The 16,120-nt window shown below is 68.1% G+C and carries 15 protein-coding genes; 13 read left to right on the top strand and 2 right to left on the bottom strand.

The window, feature by feature from the left end; translation table 11 throughout:
* Positions 1-3 precede the first annotated feature (3 nt).
* The 12 genes from IB278_RS09360 to IB278_RS09305 all read left to right on the top strand — a co-directional run bounded on the left by IB278_RS09360 (position 4) and on the right by IB278_RS09305 (position 13,547).
* Entirely contained in the window at positions 4-798 is a 795-nt protein-coding gene (locus IB278_RS09360; protein WP_145744887.1) for an aspartate dehydrogenase, read from the top strand.
* Positions 799-807: 9 nt separating this feature from the next.
* The gene (locus IB278_RS09355; RefSeq protein ID WP_192323274.1) at positions 808-2,286 is read left to right on the top strand and encodes an aldehyde dehydrogenase; all 1,479 of its coding nucleotides are present in this window, start codon (positions 808-810) and stop codon (positions 2,284-2,286) included.
* Positions 2,283-3,254 (top strand): VOC family protein, encoded by a 972-nt coding sequence (locus tag IB278_RS09350; RefSeq protein ID WP_192323273.1) that lies wholly within the window; start codon positions 2,283-2,285, stop codon positions 3,252-3,254. Before IB278_RS09355 ends, IB278_RS09350 begins: the two co-directional genes overlap by 4 nt.
* A 17-nt stretch (positions 3,255-3,271) precedes the next feature.
* On the top strand, positions 3,272-4,264 hold the full coding sequence (locus IB278_RS09345) for a Bug family tripartite tricarboxylate transporter substrate binding protein (protein ID WP_192323272.1): 993 nt from the start codon (positions 3,272-3,274) through the stop codon (positions 4,262-4,264).
* A 29-nt stretch (positions 4,265-4,293) separates the two neighbouring features.
* Complete coding sequence (locus IB278_RS09340; RefSeq protein ID WP_192323271.1) at positions 4,294-5,451, top strand: FAD-dependent monooxygenase; 1,158 nt, start codon at positions 4,294-4,296, stop codon at positions 5,449-5,451.
* 31 nt (positions 5,452-5,482) lie between these two features.
* Entirely contained in the window at positions 5,483-5,704 is a 222-nt protein-coding gene (locus IB278_RS09335; protein ID WP_012748259.1) for a recombinase-like helix-turn-helix domain-containing protein, read from the top strand.
* 13 nt (positions 5,705-5,717) lie between these two features.
* Positions 5,718-6,767, top strand: coding sequence for an aromatic ring-hydroxylating oxygenase subunit alpha (locus IB278_RS09330; protein ID WP_192323270.1), 1,050 nt, complete (start codon positions 5,718-5,720; stop codon positions 6,765-6,767).
* An 18-nt stretch (positions 6,768-6,785) separates the two neighbouring features.
* Positions 6,786-7,754, top strand: coding sequence for a PDR/VanB family oxidoreductase (locus IB278_RS09325; protein ID WP_145744898.1), 969 nt, complete (start codon positions 6,786-6,788; stop codon positions 7,752-7,754).
* A 36-nt stretch (positions 7,755-7,790) separates the two neighbouring features.
* Positions 7,791-8,897 (top strand): porin, encoded by a 1,107-nt coding sequence (locus IB278_RS09320; RefSeq protein WP_192323269.1) that lies wholly within the window; start codon positions 7,791-7,793, stop codon positions 8,895-8,897.
* A gap of 44 nt (positions 8,898-8,941) precedes the next feature.
* Entirely contained in the window at positions 8,942-10,252 is a 1,311-nt protein-coding gene (locus IB278_RS09315; protein ID WP_145744902.1) for an MFS transporter, read from the top strand.
* A gap of 646 nt (positions 10,253-10,898) precedes the next feature.
* Positions 10,899-13,124, top strand: coding sequence for a M1 family metallopeptidase (locus tag IB278_RS09310; protein WP_192323268.1), 2,226 nt, complete (start codon positions 10,899-10,901; stop codon positions 13,122-13,124).
* 12 nt (positions 13,125-13,136) lie between these two features.
* A complete protein-coding gene (locus tag IB278_RS09305) occupies positions 13,137-13,547 on the top strand; it encodes a hypothetical protein (protein WP_192323267.1) in 411 nt (136 codons plus the stop codon).
* 20 nt (positions 13,548-13,567) lie between these two features.
* On the opposite strand, the gene IB278_RS09300 is transcribed toward IB278_RS09305, so the two are convergent.
* Together IB278_RS09300 and IB278_RS09295 are read right to left on the bottom strand one after the other, a co-directional pair.
* Positions 13,568-14,323, bottom strand: a complete 756-nt coding sequence (locus IB278_RS09300) for a transporter substrate-binding domain-containing protein (RefSeq protein WP_192323266.1) — start codon at positions 14,321-14,323, stop codon at positions 13,568-13,570.
* Positions 14,324-14,382: 59 nt separating this feature from the next.
* Entirely contained in the window at positions 14,383-15,204 is an 822-nt protein-coding gene (locus tag IB278_RS09295) for a substrate-binding domain-containing protein (protein WP_192323265.1), read from the bottom strand.
* Positions 15,205-15,340: 136 nt separating this feature from the next.
* On the opposite strand from IB278_RS09295, the gene IB278_RS09290 reads away from it, so the two are divergent.
* Positions 15,341-16,114 (top strand): AraC family transcriptional regulator, encoded by a 774-nt coding sequence (locus tag IB278_RS09290; protein ID WP_192323264.1) that lies wholly within the window; start codon positions 15,341-15,343, stop codon positions 16,112-16,114.
* The last annotated feature ends 6 nt before the right edge of the window (positions 16,115-16,120 follow it).

The raw sequence follows: 16,120 nt of genomic DNA, 5'->3' as shown, positions 1-16,120 counted from the left end.
GGCATGACCGTGCTGCGCGTTGCACTCATCGGCTGCGGTGCCATCGGCACCTCGGTGCTCGAACTGCTCAAGGGCGACACGGCCCTGGCGGTGGTGGCGATCGTCGTGCCTGAAGAAGGCGTGGCCGCCGCGCAGAAGCTGGTGCCCGGCGTGCCGGTCGCAAGCCGCGTGCCGGCAACGGGCATCGACCTCGTGGTCGAGACGGCCGGCCATGCCGCCATCGAGGAGCATGTGCTGCCGGCGCTCGCGCGCGGCACGCCCTGCATCGTCGCCTCGGTGGGCGCGTTGTCGGCTGCGGGCCTCGCTGAAAGGCTCGAGGCCGCCGCGGTTGCCGGCCGCACGCAGGTGCAGCTGATCGCGGGCGCCATCGGTGCCATCGACGCGCTGGCGGCCGCGCGCATCGGCGGGCTCGACAGCGTGCGCTACACGGGCCGCAAGCCGCCGCAGGCCTGGAAGGGCACGCCGGCCGAGCAGGGCCGAGACCTCGATGCGCTGACGCAGGAGACCGTGATCTTCGAAGGCAGCGCACGCGAAGCGGCGCAGCTCTATCCCAAGAACGCCAATGTCGCGGCCACCGTGTCGCTCGCGGGGCTGGGGCTCGACAGGACGCTCGTGCGGCTCGTCGCCGATCCGGCCATTGCCGAGAACGTGCACACGGTCGAAGCCGAGGGTGCCTTCGGCAGCTTCGCGCTGACCATGCGCAACAAGCCGCTCGCGGCCAACCCCAAGACCTCCGCGCTCACCGTCTACAGCGCGGTGCGTGCACTGCGCAACCGGGCCGCGGCCCTGGCCATCTGAGTCATCCCCATGATTTCTTCCGAACTTCTTCCGATCTGCATTGCCGGTGAATGGCGCCTGGGCGGCGGCGACGTGTACGAGAGCCTCTATCCCGCCACGGGCGAGCCGATCGCGCGCCTGAGGGCCGCGAGCCTGTCCGACGTCGAGGAGGCCATCACGCGCGCCGACCATGCCTTCCGCACCAGCGGCTGGGCCCAGCGCCTGCCGCATGAGCGCGCCGCGGTGCTGCACCGCGTGGCGCAGCTGATCCGCGAGGAGAGTGAAAGCCTTGCGCAGAAGCAGCGCCTGGACAACGGCAAGCCGATCAACGAAACGCGCAACCTCGTGGCCAGCGCCGCGGGTACCTTCCAGTTCTTCGCGGCTGCGCTCGAAACGCTCGAAGAAACCATCACCCCGTCGCGCGGCGCCTTCGTCACGATGAGTGTGCACGAACCCATGGGCGTGGTCGCCGCCATCACCCCGTGGAACTCGCCGATCGCGAGCGAGGCGCAAAAGCTGGCGCCCGCGCTGGCGGCCGGCAACGCGGTGGTCGTGAAGCCGGCCGAGGTCACGCCGCTGATGGCGCTGGAGCTTGCGCGCATCTGCGAGCAGGCCGGCGTGCCCAAGGGCATCGTCAGCGTGCTGCCGGGCAAGGGCTCGGTCATCGGCGATGCGATCACCCAGCACCCGCTGGTCAAGCGCGTGTCGTTCACCGGCGGCACCACCACCGGCAAGCACATCGCGCACATCGCGGCCGACAAGATGATGCCGGTGTCGCTGGAGCTCGGTGGCAAGTCGCCCACCATGGTGCTCGACGATGCCGATCTCGACCATGCGGTGAGCGGCGTGCTCTACGGCATCTTCAGCTCGTCGGGCGAGTCGTGCATCGCGGGCTCGCGGCTTTTCGTGGCGCGCGGCATCTACGACGAGTTCCTCACGCGGCTGGCCGAAGGCGCCAATGCCTTGCGCGTGGGCGATCCGGCCTCGGAGCGCACGCAGATGGGCCCGCTCATCACCGCCAGGCACCGCGAGGGCATCGAGCGCTACGTGGAGCTGGGCGTGTCCGAGGGCGGGCGCATCCGCACCGGGGGCGTGCGGCCGCATGGCGGTGACTACGACAGGGGCTACTTCTACCGGCCGACCATCATCGAAGGGCTGGACAACAGCGCGCGCACCAGCCAGGAAGAGATCTTCGGGCCGGTGCTGGTCGCGATGCCCTTCGACGACGAGGAGTCGCTGGTCGCGCAGGCCAACGACAGCGTCTATGCGCTGGCCGCCGGTATCTGGAGCCGCGACTTCAAGCGCGCCTGGAAGCTCGGCCGCGCGGTGCAGGCCGGCACGGTCTGGGTCAACACCTACAAGCAGTTCTCGGTCTCCACGCCCTTCGGCGGCTGGCGCGACAGCGGCCTGGGCCGCGAGAAGGGCCGCGAAGGCATCTTCCAGTACATGGAGCAAAAGAGCATGTACTGGGGCACCAACGAACAACCTCTGCCCTGGGCACTGACATGAGCGTACTTGGCATCGACCAGATCACCTACGGGGCGGACGACCTGCCCACCTGCCGCCGCTTCTTCGAGGACTGGGGCCTCGCGCTCAGGTCCGAGGAGGCCGACGAACTCGTCTTCGAATGCCTCAACGGCTGCAAGGTGGTCGTCGCGGCGTTGGACAAGGCGGGCCTGCCGAGCGCGATGGAAGAGGGCCCGACACTGCGCGAAGTGGTGTGGGGCGTGCAAAGCGAAGCGGACCTCGACCGCTACGCCGCCGCCATCGCCCATGACCCGGCCTTTTTCGATGGCACCGTCGACGGCGCGCGCCGCATCGGCTGCATCGACCCCAACGGCCTCGCCGTGCGCCTGCAGGTCAGCCGCAAGCATGCGGTCGAGGTCGACTGCGGTGCGATGAACACCTGGAACGCCAAGCCGCGCGTCAACCAGCCCGCACCGGTCTACGAGCGTGCAATGCCGATCGAGGTCGGCCACGTGGTGTTCTTCGTGAGCGACGTGGCGGCCACCAGCGCGTTCTACGCACAGCGCTTCGGCTTCGTCTCGTCCGACAGCTATCCGAACCGCGGCGCGTTCATGCGCTGCGCGCCGGAGGGTGGCCACCACGACCTGTTCCTGCTGCAGATCCCTTCGGGCAAGCGCGGGCTCAACCACGTCGCTTTCACCGTGCGCGACATCCACGAGGTGTTCGGCGGCGGCCTGCACTTTTCGCGCTGCGGCTGGGAAACGCAGCTGGGCCCGGGGCGGCATCCGGTGTCGTCGGCCTACTTCTGGTACTTCAAGAATCCGGCCGGCGGCCTGATCGAGTACTACGCGGACGAAGACCAGCTCACGGCCGACTGGCAGCCACGCGAGTTCGAGCCGGGGCCCACGGTGTTTGCCGAATGGGCGGTCGATGGCGGGCTCGACGGCAACACGCGCCGGCAGAAGAACGCGGAAGGCCCGAAAGGCGCCTTCCTCACAGAGAAAAAGTGACCCCGATAACCACCATCATGCAACGACGTCTTTCCCTTTCCCTCGTGTTCGCCGCGCTGTCGGCCTTCGCCATCGCTTCGCCCGTGCAGGCCCAGGGCGACGCGCAGAAGCAGCTCTCGAGCGATCGCTTCACCATCGTCTCGCCGTTCCCGCCCGGCGGGCCGGTCGACACGCTGGCGCGCGTGCTCTCGGACGGGCTCGCCAAGCGCTACGGCCAGGCCGCGGTGGTCGAGAACCTGGTCGGTGCGGCCGGCAACATCGGCATCGACAAGGTCAAGCGGGCCAAGGGCGACGGCCACACGCTGCTCGTGGTGCCAGCAGGCAACCTCACGATCAACCCCACCTTGATGCCGAACTTCCCGTTCGACATCGAGAAGGACTTCGTGCCCGTCACCATGCTGGCCAAGGCGCCCAACGTGCTGGTGGCCTCGCCGTCGTCGGGCATCAAGAGCGCGAAGGAACTGGTGGCGCGGGCCAAGGCCAAGCCCGATTCGCTCTCGTACGCCTCGCCCGGCGTGGGCAGCGGCCTGCACCTGGCGGGCGAGCTGTTCAAGCAGCAGGCCGGCATCGAGATGCTGCACGTGCCCTACAAGGGCACCGCCCCCGCGCTCAACGACGTGCTCGGCGGCGCGGTGCCGCTGATGTTCAGCAACCTGCCCGCGACCATGCCCTTCATCAAGAACGGCAAGCTGGTGGCGCTGGGCGTGACCGAGGCCGCGCGCAGCCCCGCCGCGCCCGACATTCCGACGCTGGCGGAGCAGGGCATCCAGGGCGTGGCCGTGACCTCGTGGTATGGCCTGCTGGCACCCAGGGGCACGCCGCCCGCGGTGGTCGAGCAGCTCGCGAAGGATGCCGCCGAGATGCTGGCCCAGCCCGACGTGCGCGAACGCCTCAAGGCGCAGGGCATGACCGACGCGGCCATGAAGCCGGCCGCGTTTGCCGCGCACATCCGCGACGAGACGGCCGTGTGGGCCCGGATCATCAAGGCCCGCAACATCGTGGCCGAATGAGCCGCAAACAACAAAAAGGGGAGACACCCATGAAGACAAGCGAATCCACCATCGGCATCGTCGGCGCGGGCATCGGCGGCCTCGTGGCGGCCATCGCGCTGCGGCGCGCGGGCCACGACGTGGCCGTGTTCGAGCAGGCGAAGCAGTTCGCCCGCGTCGGCGCCGACATCAACCTCACGCCCAACGCCGTGCGCGCGCTCGATGGCCTCGGCGTGGGCGAGGCGGCCCGCGTGACGGCGGCACGTCCCTCGCACCGCATCAGCCGCACCTACGACACCGGCGAGGAAACCTCGCGCCTGGAGATGGCCGACTCGGCGGAGCAGCGCTACGGCGCACCCCAGCTCACCATCCACCGCGCCGACCTGCTGGCGGCGCTGGCCGACATGTTCCCGATGGAGCACGTTGCTCTCGGCAAGCGCGCCGAGAAGATCGCCGCCGATCGGAATGGTGTGAGCCTGTCGTTTGCTGACGGTACGACAGCCCGCGTCGGCGCGCTGCTCGGCGCCGACGGCATCCATTCATGCGTGCGCGCCGCGATGTTCGGCGCCGAGAGCCCGCGCTTCACCGGCATCGTGGCCTACCGCGCCGTGGTGCCTGCCGAACGCGTGGCGGGTGTGCCCAACCTCGGCGCCTTCACCAAGTGGTGGGGCCCGAATCCGCAGAGCCAGATCGTGACGTTCCCGCTCAACCGCGGCAGGGATATCTTCATCTTCGCGACCACGCCGCAGGACAGCTGGCACCTCGAATCCTGGACCGCGCCCGGCAGCGTCGACGAGCTGCGGGAGCAATACGCGGACTACCACCCGGAGGCACGGGCCCTGCTCGACGCCTGCGACACGGTGCTGAAGACCGCGCTCTACGAGCGCGACCCGATGCCGGCCTGGACCGCGGGCCGCATGGCCCTGCTCGGCGATGCCGCGCACCCGATGCTGCCATTCATGGCGCAGGGCGCGGGCATGGCGATCGAGGATGCCGTGGTGCTGTCGCGCCACCTCGAAGGCGTGGCGATGGCCGACGCGGCCGCTGCGCTGAAGGGCTACGAAAAAGCCCGCATCGAACGCGCCGGCCAGGTTCAGCTCGGCTCGCGCGGCAACAACTGGCTGCGCGAAGGCGGCAACGCCGACTGGGTCTACGGCTACGACGCCTGGGCCGTGCCGCTGGGTGCCCCCGCCGCTGCCACCGCCTGATTCACATCCACCTCACCCCACGGAGGCAACCATGCAACAAGACCGCTACCTGCAACCGCACCAGGCGCGCCAGCGCCCCGCGACCACCTATGAAGACCTGCTGGGCGACGTGATCGAGCGTGCCTTTGCCGACGGCATCCACGACCTGCCCGGCCTGGTGCAGCGCCTGAACGACAGCGGCCTGGCCACGCCCGGCGGCCAGCCCTGGACCGAGGCGCTGTACCGCAAGGAAATGGCCACGCTGGCCGCCTGAGGAGCATCACACCATGAACATCGCCATCACCCCCGTTGCCGCAGACCCGGTCGACCACCTGCTCGAGATCGGCCTGAAGGACCTCTGGTACCCGATCTGCCCCTCCCACTTCATCAAGGAGAACCCCGTCTCGCTGCGCCGCCTGGGCCGCAAGATCGCGCTGTGGCGCGACGGCGAAGGCGTGCTGCATGCGCTGGAAGACCGCTGCCCGCACCGCGGCGCGCCGCTGTCACAGGGCGTGGTGCTGGGCGACCGGCTCTCGTGCCCGTATCACGGCGTGGAAGTGCGGCATGACGGCGTCGTTACGCGCGTGCCCGGCAGCCCGGGCTGCAAGCTCGAAGGCTCGCAGGCCACGCGGCACTTCCATGTGCAGGAGCGCGCGGGCGCCGTGTTTCTCTACAACTCGAAGGAGCCGGTCGACGTGCCGCCGCCGCTCGTGCTGCCCGAGCAGCTGACCGATGACGCCGAGTACAGCAGCTTTCTCTGCTACACCGAGTGGAAGGGCGACTACCGCTACGTGCTCGACAACGTGATGGACCCGATGCACGGCACCTACCTGCACAAGCAGTCGCATTCGATGGCCGAGGGCGATTCGTCGGCCAAGTTCGGCATCCGCCAGACCGACACCGGCTTCGTGTTCGAGAAGGAGGGCCAGCGCAACGTCAACTTCGACTGGACCGAATGGGCCGACACCGGCATCCACTGGATGCGGCTGGAAATTCCGTATCCGAAGACCGGCGGCCCCGGCGGCAATTTCATCATCATCGGCGCCTTCTCGCCGATCGTGAAGGGCATGACGGCCACCTTCTTCTGGCGCGTGCGCAAGCTGCCGCCGGGCTGGCAGCGCGACACCTGGCGCTTCCTCTACAAGAACCGCCTCGAGGCGCGCCACTGGCACGTGCTCGAGCAGGACCGCGTGATGCTCGAAGAGATGGAGCCCGACGCCAACCAGCACGAGAACCTGTACCAGCACGACCTGGGCATCGTGCGGCTGCGCCGCCACATGCGCAATCTCGCGCAAGCCCAGCTCGCGGAAGCGGCCGCGGCCACGGCCACGGCCTGATCCATAGAAAGCCTTGCCATGTCTTCCCCCACGCTGAACGCCCTGGTGCACACGATGCGCTACGAGGCCGACGGCATCATCAGCGTCGAGTTCCGGCCGGCTTCGCCGGACACGGACTTTCCCGCTTTCGAGGCCGGCTCCCACATCGACCTGCACCTGCCCAACGGCCTGGTGCGCAGCTACTCGCTGTGCAACCCGCCGACCGACCGCCAGCGCTACGTGGTCGGCGTGCTCAACGACCGCAAGAGCCGCGGCGGCTCGCGCTATGTGCACCAGCAGCTGCGCGTGGGCATGACGCTGCCGATCTCGGCGCCGCGCAACAACTTCAAGCTCGAAGAGGGCGCGGACCATTCGGTGCTGGTGGCCGGCGGCATCGGCGTGACGCCCATCTGGTGCATGCTGCAGCGGCTCGTGGCCGCGGCCAAGCCGGTGGAACTCGTCTACTGTGCGCGCACCCGCAAGGAGGCGGCTTTCTGCGACGCGATCGAGGCTCTGGCGCGTGAGCACGCCGTACCGCTCACCTGGCACTTCGACGACGAAAAGGGCGCGCCGCCCGACCTCGCCGCGCTGCTGGGCGGCAAGGGCGCCGCCAGCCACTACTACTGCTGCGGCCCCACGCCGATGCTCGATGCCTTCGAGAAGAGCTGCGAGAAGCTGGGCTACGCCCATGCGCACATCGAGCGCTTTGCCGCGGTGCACGTGGAGGCGCCGAGCGCCTCGCAGGGCTGCGTGGTCGAGTGCGCGAAGAGCGGCAGGAGTGTCGAGGTGCCGCCCGGCAAGTCGATCCTCGACAGCCTGATCGATGCCGGCCTGAACCCTGATCACAGCTGCAAGGAGGGCGTCTGCGGCGCCTGCGAGACAGCCGTGCTCGAAGGCGAGATCGACCACCACGACGGCATCCTCACCAAGATCGAACGTGCGTCCAACAAGACCATGATGATCTGCGTCTCTCGCTGCAAGGGCGAGCGGCTGGTGCTCGACATCTGAGGCCGCAGGCCAGAGAAAAACCAACCCGAAAATCCAATGAAAAAGTACTTGATCGCGCTGGCTGCGGCCAGCGCGGCTGGCGCAGCGCTGGCCCAATCTTCCCTCACGCTCTTCGGCGTGGTCGACGCGGCCGTCACCTACACACGCGGCAGCGGCGACGGATCGGCCCACAAGGCGCAGCTGACCAACAGCGGCAACATGTTCAGCCGCCTCGGCTTTCGCGGCACGGAGGACCTGGGCGGCGGGTACTCGGCCAACTTCTGGCTCGAGATGGGCCTGCAGAACGACAGCGGCACGGGCTTTCCCTCGAACTCGAACAACCAGGCCAGCGGCAACGGCATGGCGGGCGTGCTGAGCTTCAACCGCCGCTCGACGGTGAGCCTGGCGGGCCCGTTCGGCGAAGTGCGCCTGGGCCGCGACTATGTGCCGGCGTTCTGGAACACGGCCATCTTCGATCCCTTCGGCACGGGCGGCGGCATCGGCGCCAACCAGATCTATTTCTCGGGCCTGGGCGGCCTGGTCGCGCCGACCGGCACGCGCGCCTCGAACAGCATCGGCTACTTCCTGCCCGCGAGCCTCGGCGGTTTCTACGGGCAGGTGATGTATGCGATGGGCGAGAACGATTCGAACGCGCTGCTGCCGGGCGCGCGGGTGTCGAACAGGCACGACGGCGAACACACCGGCGCGCGCTTCGGCTACCAGGACGGCGGACTCAACATTGCCATCGCGACCGGCCGCACGCGCTATGTGCTCGGCGACCTGCGCGTGACCAACCTGGGTGCGGCCTATACCTTCGGGCCCTCGCTCATGAATCTCAAGCTCACGAGCGAGCTGTACAAGGAGTCGAAGGGCAGCACCGACGCCAAGGGCGCGCTGATCGGCTTCCACCTGCCCGTCGGGCCGGGCGAGATCAAGGCCTCGTATGCACGCTACAAGCTGGCGCCCGCCAATGCGGCACTGCAGCCGACCTCGTCGAAGCTGGCCATCGGCTACGTGCACAACCTGTCCAGGCGCACGGCGCTGTATGCGACGGTGGCGCGCATCAGCAACAGGAACGGCGCGGCGCAGGCGCTCTCGGGTGCGATCACGGCGCCGAACCGCGCGTCGAGCGGTACCGAGTTCGGCATGCGGCACATGTTCTAGGCGCGCAACGCGCCAGCACCACCCACGCAGGAGAGGCACAGGCCATGCAGAGCAGACACTTTCGTTGGTACGGCGTCGTCACGCTGTTCGTGATCGTCGCGATCTCCTACGTGGACCGCATCAACATCGCGGTGCTGATCACCGATGCCGCGTTCCTGGAGCACGTGGGCGTGGCGGCGTCCGACCGCGTGAGCCAGGGCTTCCTGGCCACGGCCTTCATGCTGGGCTACGGCGTGTCGGCCTTCGTGCTCACGCCGTTCTGCTCAGCCTTGTTCGGCGTGCGCCGCAGCCTGGTCTACGGCCTGGTCCTTTGGGGCGTGGTGACCTGGGCCTCGCCCATGTTCGACAGCTACGGCCTCCTGCTGGCCTCGCGCGTGCTGCTGGGCGTATCGGAGGGGCCGCTGTTCTCGCTCGCGTCGTCCTATATCAAGGCTCACTTCAAGAGCGACGAGAACGGCAAGCCCAACGCGCTCGTGAACATGGGCACGGGGCTGGGGCTGGCGGTGGGCTATCCGCTGGTGGGCTACCTGCTCACGCGCTTCGCGTGGGACAGCTCGTTCCATGTGCTGGGCGTGCTCAACATCGCACTCGGCATTCCGCTGGTGCTGGCCTTCGTGCGCATGCCGGCGGGGCATGAAGGCGGCGCCAGGCCGTCGTCGCTTGGCGAGGCAATGGCGCGCGTGGGCGGCATCGTGCGGGGTGCGCTGCACACGCGCAACCTGTTCCTCATCACGCTGCTCACTTCGGCGGCGCTGGCCTATCTCTGGGGCAGCAGCAACTGGCTGCCGACCTACCTGCGCGAGGCGCGCGGCTTCTCGCTGCGCGAGATGGGCTGGATCGCGTCGGCGCCCCAGTACGCCACGGTGCTTGCGGTGTTCGTGGGCGGCGTGCTGATCGACAGGCTCGGGCGCGACCGCGTGCCGTTCATCTTCATGGGCGCGAGCGCGGGCGTGGCGCTGTCGGTGCTCATGGCCATCAATGCACGCGATCCGTACGCGGCCGCGAGCTGCCTGGTGGCGGCCAATTTCTTCTGGGGCCTGCAGAGCCCGGCCATTCCGAGCACGGTGCAGCATTGCTCGCGGCCCGAGCACACGGCCAGCGCCTTCGGCGTGACGAACGGCGCAGGCAGCCTGGTGGCGGCCTTCATGCCGGCGCTGATGGGCGGCGTGATCAGTGCGGTGTCGCATGGCGGCGCGGGCGCGGCCGTCACCGCGGTTTCGTCGGCGGCGGGCTTCTTCGCGGGCTTTGCGCTGCTCATCGGCACGCAGGCGGTGGTGTTCGCCTGCGGACTGCTGCTGTGGTGGCGCGAACGCGCGCAGCGCGTGGCTGCAGTCTCTGGTTCACAGCTTTCGTAGCGGCGGCGCGCGCTGGAACCTTCGTACTGTGGCCGCTGTGTCACAGCGAACGGCCCCTGTGCTTGCGGATCATGCGAGCCGATGCCGCGGGCGCAGAACCATCTTCGTATCGCAAGGCCTGCGGCGCGGGCCATGACGCCATTCGGCTTATGGCGCGCGAACATTTTGAGAGAGAAAAGTTCCGCGGGTCGTTGAGCTGCCAGATTCGATCAGCTACAACTGTGCGCACTTCAACGGACGAGGGAATGCGCGTGAAAACAAAGACAAGAGCCGCTTGCAGGCCTGCCGCTGCCGTTCCGGCACCGGCCATTCTTTCTTCGGCGCGGCAGGGCGCCGCATCGATGCACGGGCACTGAGCCCGCTTCCACGCGCCACCATCCGCGCCCGCACATCTTCCATCGCCGTGCCTTGACGGAAATGGCTCCGGTCACTCCGCGCATCCTGGGGCCGCCGAACCCCGAGCGGTGCGATCCGGCTTGAGCGTGCGTTCCTGACGAACCCGGTGTTCGACGGGAGGGCGCCGTGCCGCCCGCCGTTTTCCACGGTTGGCTTTTCATCTCATCCCGCGTGCCATGTGCAGCGCCTGCTATCCGCTGGCGTCCGCAGTGCTGCGCATGTTCCTTACCCAGAGTACCCAGAGGCGATCATGAAAAAACTGAATACACCCGTCGTTCATCACCTGGCCCTCTCCGCCGTGATGCTTGCCGCCTTGACAGCATGCGGCGGCGGAGACAGCGGCGGCGGCGGCGCATCCTTTGGCGGCGCCGGCATGGGCGCATTGTCGTCGCTCACGGCCAGCGCGGAGGATCCCGCCAAGGCACCCGAGGACGGCGCGCCTTCATCGCAGGAGTCGAGCCTGGCGGCGATCGACCGCTCGGTGAAACCCATGGAGCTGCCCGACACCGTCTGGCCCGTCAACTACAAGCTGTGGTTCAGACCCGATGCGGCGCTGAAGACCTTCGCGGGGCGCGGCGACGTGGAGATCGAAGTGCTCAAGCCGGTCGATGCGATCGTGGTTGCCGCGCACAACCTCAAGTTCGCGAACGGCCGCACCACCTTGCGCAAGCTGTCGAATCCTTCGGAAGTGATCGCGCTGGTGCCCACGCCGCAGACCCTGGGCGACTTCGTGCAGCTGCGGCGCAACGACGGGCAGATCGCCAAGGGCAAGTACCTGCTGCACATGGAATGGGACGGCAAGATCCAGTTCTCCGACGCGGAATACTGCCCGCCCGAGGAGATGGCCCGCAATCCGTTCTGCTCGGCCGCGACCGGCGTCTTCAAGGTGGGCCTTTCCACGCCCGAGGGCGTGAGCAGCGACGCGATCGTGACGCAGGGCGAAACCAACTATGCGCGGCAGTGGTTCCCGGGCTGGGACGAGCCGGCCTTCCGCCACAGCTTCGAGATCTCCGCCGAGGTGCCGGGCGACTGGCAGACGGTGTCGAACGCCGCGCAGAAGTCGGCCGTCAAGCTGCCCGACGGCTACCAGCAGGTGTCGTTCGAGAAGACGCCTTCGATGCCGATGTACCTCGCCTTCTTCGGCGGCGGCAAGTTCGACATTCTTTCGGACACCTTCAAGAGCCCGCTCGACGGCAGCGAGATGCCGCTGCGCTGGTTCACGCCGCCGGGGCGCTCCAGCTGGGCCACCTTCGCGATGGAGTGGACCAAGGTGGCGATGGACTACTACTACAACTACACCGGCATTGCGCTGCCGTTCAAGAAGTTCGACACCGTGGCGGCCAACGACAGCTACGACAACAAGCCCAACACCGGCTTCGGCGGCATGGAGAACTGGGGCTCGATCTTCGAGTTTGCCGACCGCGTGCTGACCAGGCCGGGCGAAACGCCCACGCTGTATTCGGTGACGGTGGTGACGCACGAGATCGCGCACCAGTGGTTCGGCGACCTCGTCACGCTCGACTGGTGGGACAACGTGTGGCTCAACGAATCGTTCGCGCGCTGGTTCGACCGCCGCACCACGATCAAATTCCATCCCGACTACTACAGCTTCTCCGACTATGTGCTCGACAAGCACACCGTGATCGTGGCCGACCTGAAGGACACGGCGGTTCCGGTGCAGCGCAACCTCAACGATGCGGGCTCGTTCGGTTTCATCAGCCCGTCGATCTTCGTCTACAACAAGGGCAGCCACGTGCTGGAGACGGTGCAGAACTACATCGGCGAGGAGGCGATGCAGAAGGGCCTGCAGATCTACCTGAAGGACTATGCCTTCGGCAACGCCACGCCGTCGCGGCTGTGGACCTCGCTCGAGAAGGCGAGCGGCGGCAAGAAGGTGGCGGACATCGGCGACAGTTTCATCCGCCAGACCGGCGTGCCGCTGCTGACGGTGGACGCGCAGTGCGCGGGCGACCGCACCTACGTGTCGATCAGCCAGGAGCCGTTCCCGAACCAGAACGCCTATCCGGCCTCGACCTGGACCATTCCCGTGACGCTGGCCTACGGCGACGCGATGGAGCAGCGCAAGACCTTCGTCATGGCCACCAGCACCACGCAGCTGGAGCTTTCGGGCTGCACCGCGGTGATGGCCGGGCCCACGGGGCAGGACTACTACGTGAGCAACTACAGCACGCAGTCGTGGAGCGACCTGCTGGCCAAGGCGCAGAACTTCGCGGACAACAAGCCGCTCCTGCTCAACATCGAGCGCGACGCGTTCCGCCTGCTGTCGGCGGGGCGCGTCACGCAGGGGCAGTACGACCAGATCAAGGGCGTTCTCAACCTGCCGACGACGCTGCTGGCCAAGACCGAGGCCAGCCAGCAGAAGATGATGGCGCAGGACGCGGGCGGCAAGGAAGACTATCCGCACGCGCTGCGCTACCAGGGCAGCCTGAAGCTGCGCGAGAACCAGAAGCGCTGAGGCCGCACGACCATGAAAAACACCCTCAACTGTGTTGCGGCCGGCCTGTCGTCGCTGCTGTTGCTGGCCGGCTGCGGCCCGCGCGCCGAGCCCGAGGCGCAGCTGGTCGGCGTCTATGCCGTGAAGACGAACGGCGCACTGCGGGAGCTGGTCAAGATCGAGCGGCAGGGCGGCCGCTACATCATGCGAGACAAGGTGCGCACCCCCGAGTGGAGCGAGCCGAAGATGCAGATGCAGCCGGTGACGCGCGAGCGCTGGAACCGGATCACTACCGACACCGGGAACACCGCGTTCATCGGTGTGTCGAGCGACCAGCTCGCGATCTTCAAGGTGCCGCCGGGGTGGCAGAAGAACAGCTTCAGGACGGAGACCGGCTACTTCCTGTTCTATTCGCAGGGGCCGGTGGAAGCCTACAAGCTGTGATGCCCCGCTAGCGCCAGGCGCTACAGCGCCGCGCCAATCGAAGCCGGTGCGACGATCGCGCCTTCGATGCGGTGGCGCTTGAGCGCATCGGCAACAAAGCCGCTCGCCTTCATCTCTTCGACGAAGGAAGACAGCAGCGCCTGGGCCTCCGCACCGCGGCTCGCGGGCGTGCCCATGGCCTGCTGGATCACCATGAAGCGGCCGGGCAGCACGCGCACGCCCGGTTCGCGCCGCGCCTCGGCTTCGAGCAGCTGGCGAATGCCGGCGGCCACCTCGACCTCGCCTGAACGCAGTGCCGCCTGCGCGGCGGCCGCGCCCTGGAAACGGACGATGCCGGCCTGCCCGATCTCGCGCGTGAGGAACAGGTCGTAGGCGCTGCCCGCGCCGACCGAGATGCGATGGCCCTTGGCATCGACCTGCGCGTTGTCGGTGAGCTCCGACGACTCGCGCACGAGGTAGCTGCCCTCGATCAGCACGTAGGGCGCGGTGAACAGCAGCCCTTCGCTGCGCGCCGGGTCGATGGCGAAGAAGCCGATGTCGGCCTTCTCGTTCTTCACCGCCTCGACCGATGCCGCCGCCTTCTCGAACACCACGAGCTCGATGCCCACGCCGATCCGGCGCGCGAACTCGCGCGCGAGATCGATGGACACGCCCACCGGTTCGCCGGTGGCCGCATCCTTGTTCGCGAGGATCGGGTTGCCGAGGTTGATCGATGCGCGCAGCGTGCCACCGGGCGCGAAGGCGGAGACAAGGGCAGGGGCAACGGCTTGGTTCATGGCATGCATCGTCCGGGAAAGATGATGGACGCCAGTTTACTGAGCCCCGAACCGCCGCATCACCGCCGCGCCGTCAGCGGCTCCAGCCCGGTCTTCGCGATGGTCGGCGCCGCTTCGGGCGAATTGAGATAGCGGATCAGCTGGCGTGCCGCATCGGGCTGCTTCGAGGCCGTGGCAATGCCGGCCGAGAACACAGTCACCTGCTGCACCTCCGCGGGCAGCGGCCCGATGTAGTCGATGCCCGCGATCGGCAGCAGCTCGCTCACCTGCTGCAGCCCGAGCGCCGCGTCGCCGCGCGCCACCACCGTGCCCACGCGCTCGCTGAGGATGCGCTTGCTCTTGGGCAAGACCCGCTCCTCGATGCCGAGCTTCTTGAGCAGTTCGGTCTCGTAGTAGGTGCCGCTCGCGCTGGCCGAATAGGCGATCGAAGGCGCTGCCAGCAGCGTGCGCTTGAGCGCATCGACCGTCGAGATGTCGGGCTTGGGCGCGCCCTTGCGCACCGCGAAGCCGATCGACGAGCGCACCAGGTCGACCTGGCTGCCGGGCACCACCTTGCCTTGCGCCACCAGCGAATCGAGTGCGGGCCGCGCGAGGATCACCACGTCGGCCGGCTCGTTGCGCGAGAGCCGGCTCGGAATGGAATCCTCCGCATTGCCCATGGAAGCGCCATACGCGGTCTTGACCGTGCGGCCGCTGCTGCGTTCGAAACCGGGGCGCAGTTCGTTGTACGCGGCCGTGAAGCCGCCCGAGGTCATCACGTGGATGTCGCCGGCCGCGGGTGGTGCGCTGCCGAAGCTGCCGCACGCGGCAAGAACGGAGGCCGCCGCCAGCAGGCTGGCGCGGCGGGTCAGGCGGTTGAACGAGAAGGTCTGGGGCTTCATGGTGTCTCCTGGTGAATCTGCCTCGATCGTAGGCAGTGAGGCTGTCAATCGGCCTTCAGCGTTTTCGGGGTAAACACCAGGGCGGCGACCCGGCTGGCAGAATCCGGGCGGGGCGGTACTGCTGCCTTTCACACCCATGACCTACCTTCGCAGCGTGCTCTTCGAAAGCGGCTCCGCCAGCTGCCAGCTGGTCACGCTGGAGACGGCCGAGCCCGGCTGGAGCCCACCCTATCGCGTGCAGGGGCCGCGCCTGCTGCTGCCGCTGAGCCAGCGCTTCGAATGCCGGCTGGGCGCGGACGCCTTCGTCTGCGATCCCGCGGCCGCGCTGTGGCTGTCGCCCGACGGGCCCTACCAGTTGAAACACCCGATGGCGGGCCAGCGCAGCATGGTGGTCACGCTGGCCGAAGACCTGGCGCCGGCGGGCCGGGTGTACCTGCCGCTGGGCGGCCAGCTGCTGCTGCGCCGATGCCTGCAGGCCCATGCGATGCAGGCCATCGATGCGCTCGAGGTGCAGGAGCATCTTGCAGGCCTGGTCCAGAGCGTGCGGCCGGCCGATCGGCCGGCGCCGCCGAAGATTCACCGTGCGGTCGAGCGCGCCCGCGACCACATCGCCGCGGCACCGGAGCGCAGCGACACGCTCGACGAGATCGCCAAGGCGGTCCACTGCTCGGCATTCCACCTGGCGCGCCGTTTCCGCATGCACACGGGAACGAGCCTGCATGGCCTGCGCAACCAGCTGCGCATGACGCTCGCGCTCGATCGCCTGCGTGAAGGCGAGCGAAGCATCAGCGCGCTTGCGGCGGACCTGGGCTTTGCAAGCCACGCGCACTTCACGGTGGCCTTCCGCCGCGCGTTCGGCATGGCGCCGAGCCAGATGCGCACGAATCTGGAAGCACGCCGCCTGCATTGACCGGAC

The organism is Variovorax sp. VRV01, assembly GCF_014852545.1.
Classification (GTDB): Bacteria; Pseudomonadota; Gammaproteobacteria; order Burkholderiales; family Burkholderiaceae_C; genus Variovorax; species Variovorax beijingensis_A.
This window is presented reverse-complemented; position numbering and strand designations above follow the sequence as displayed.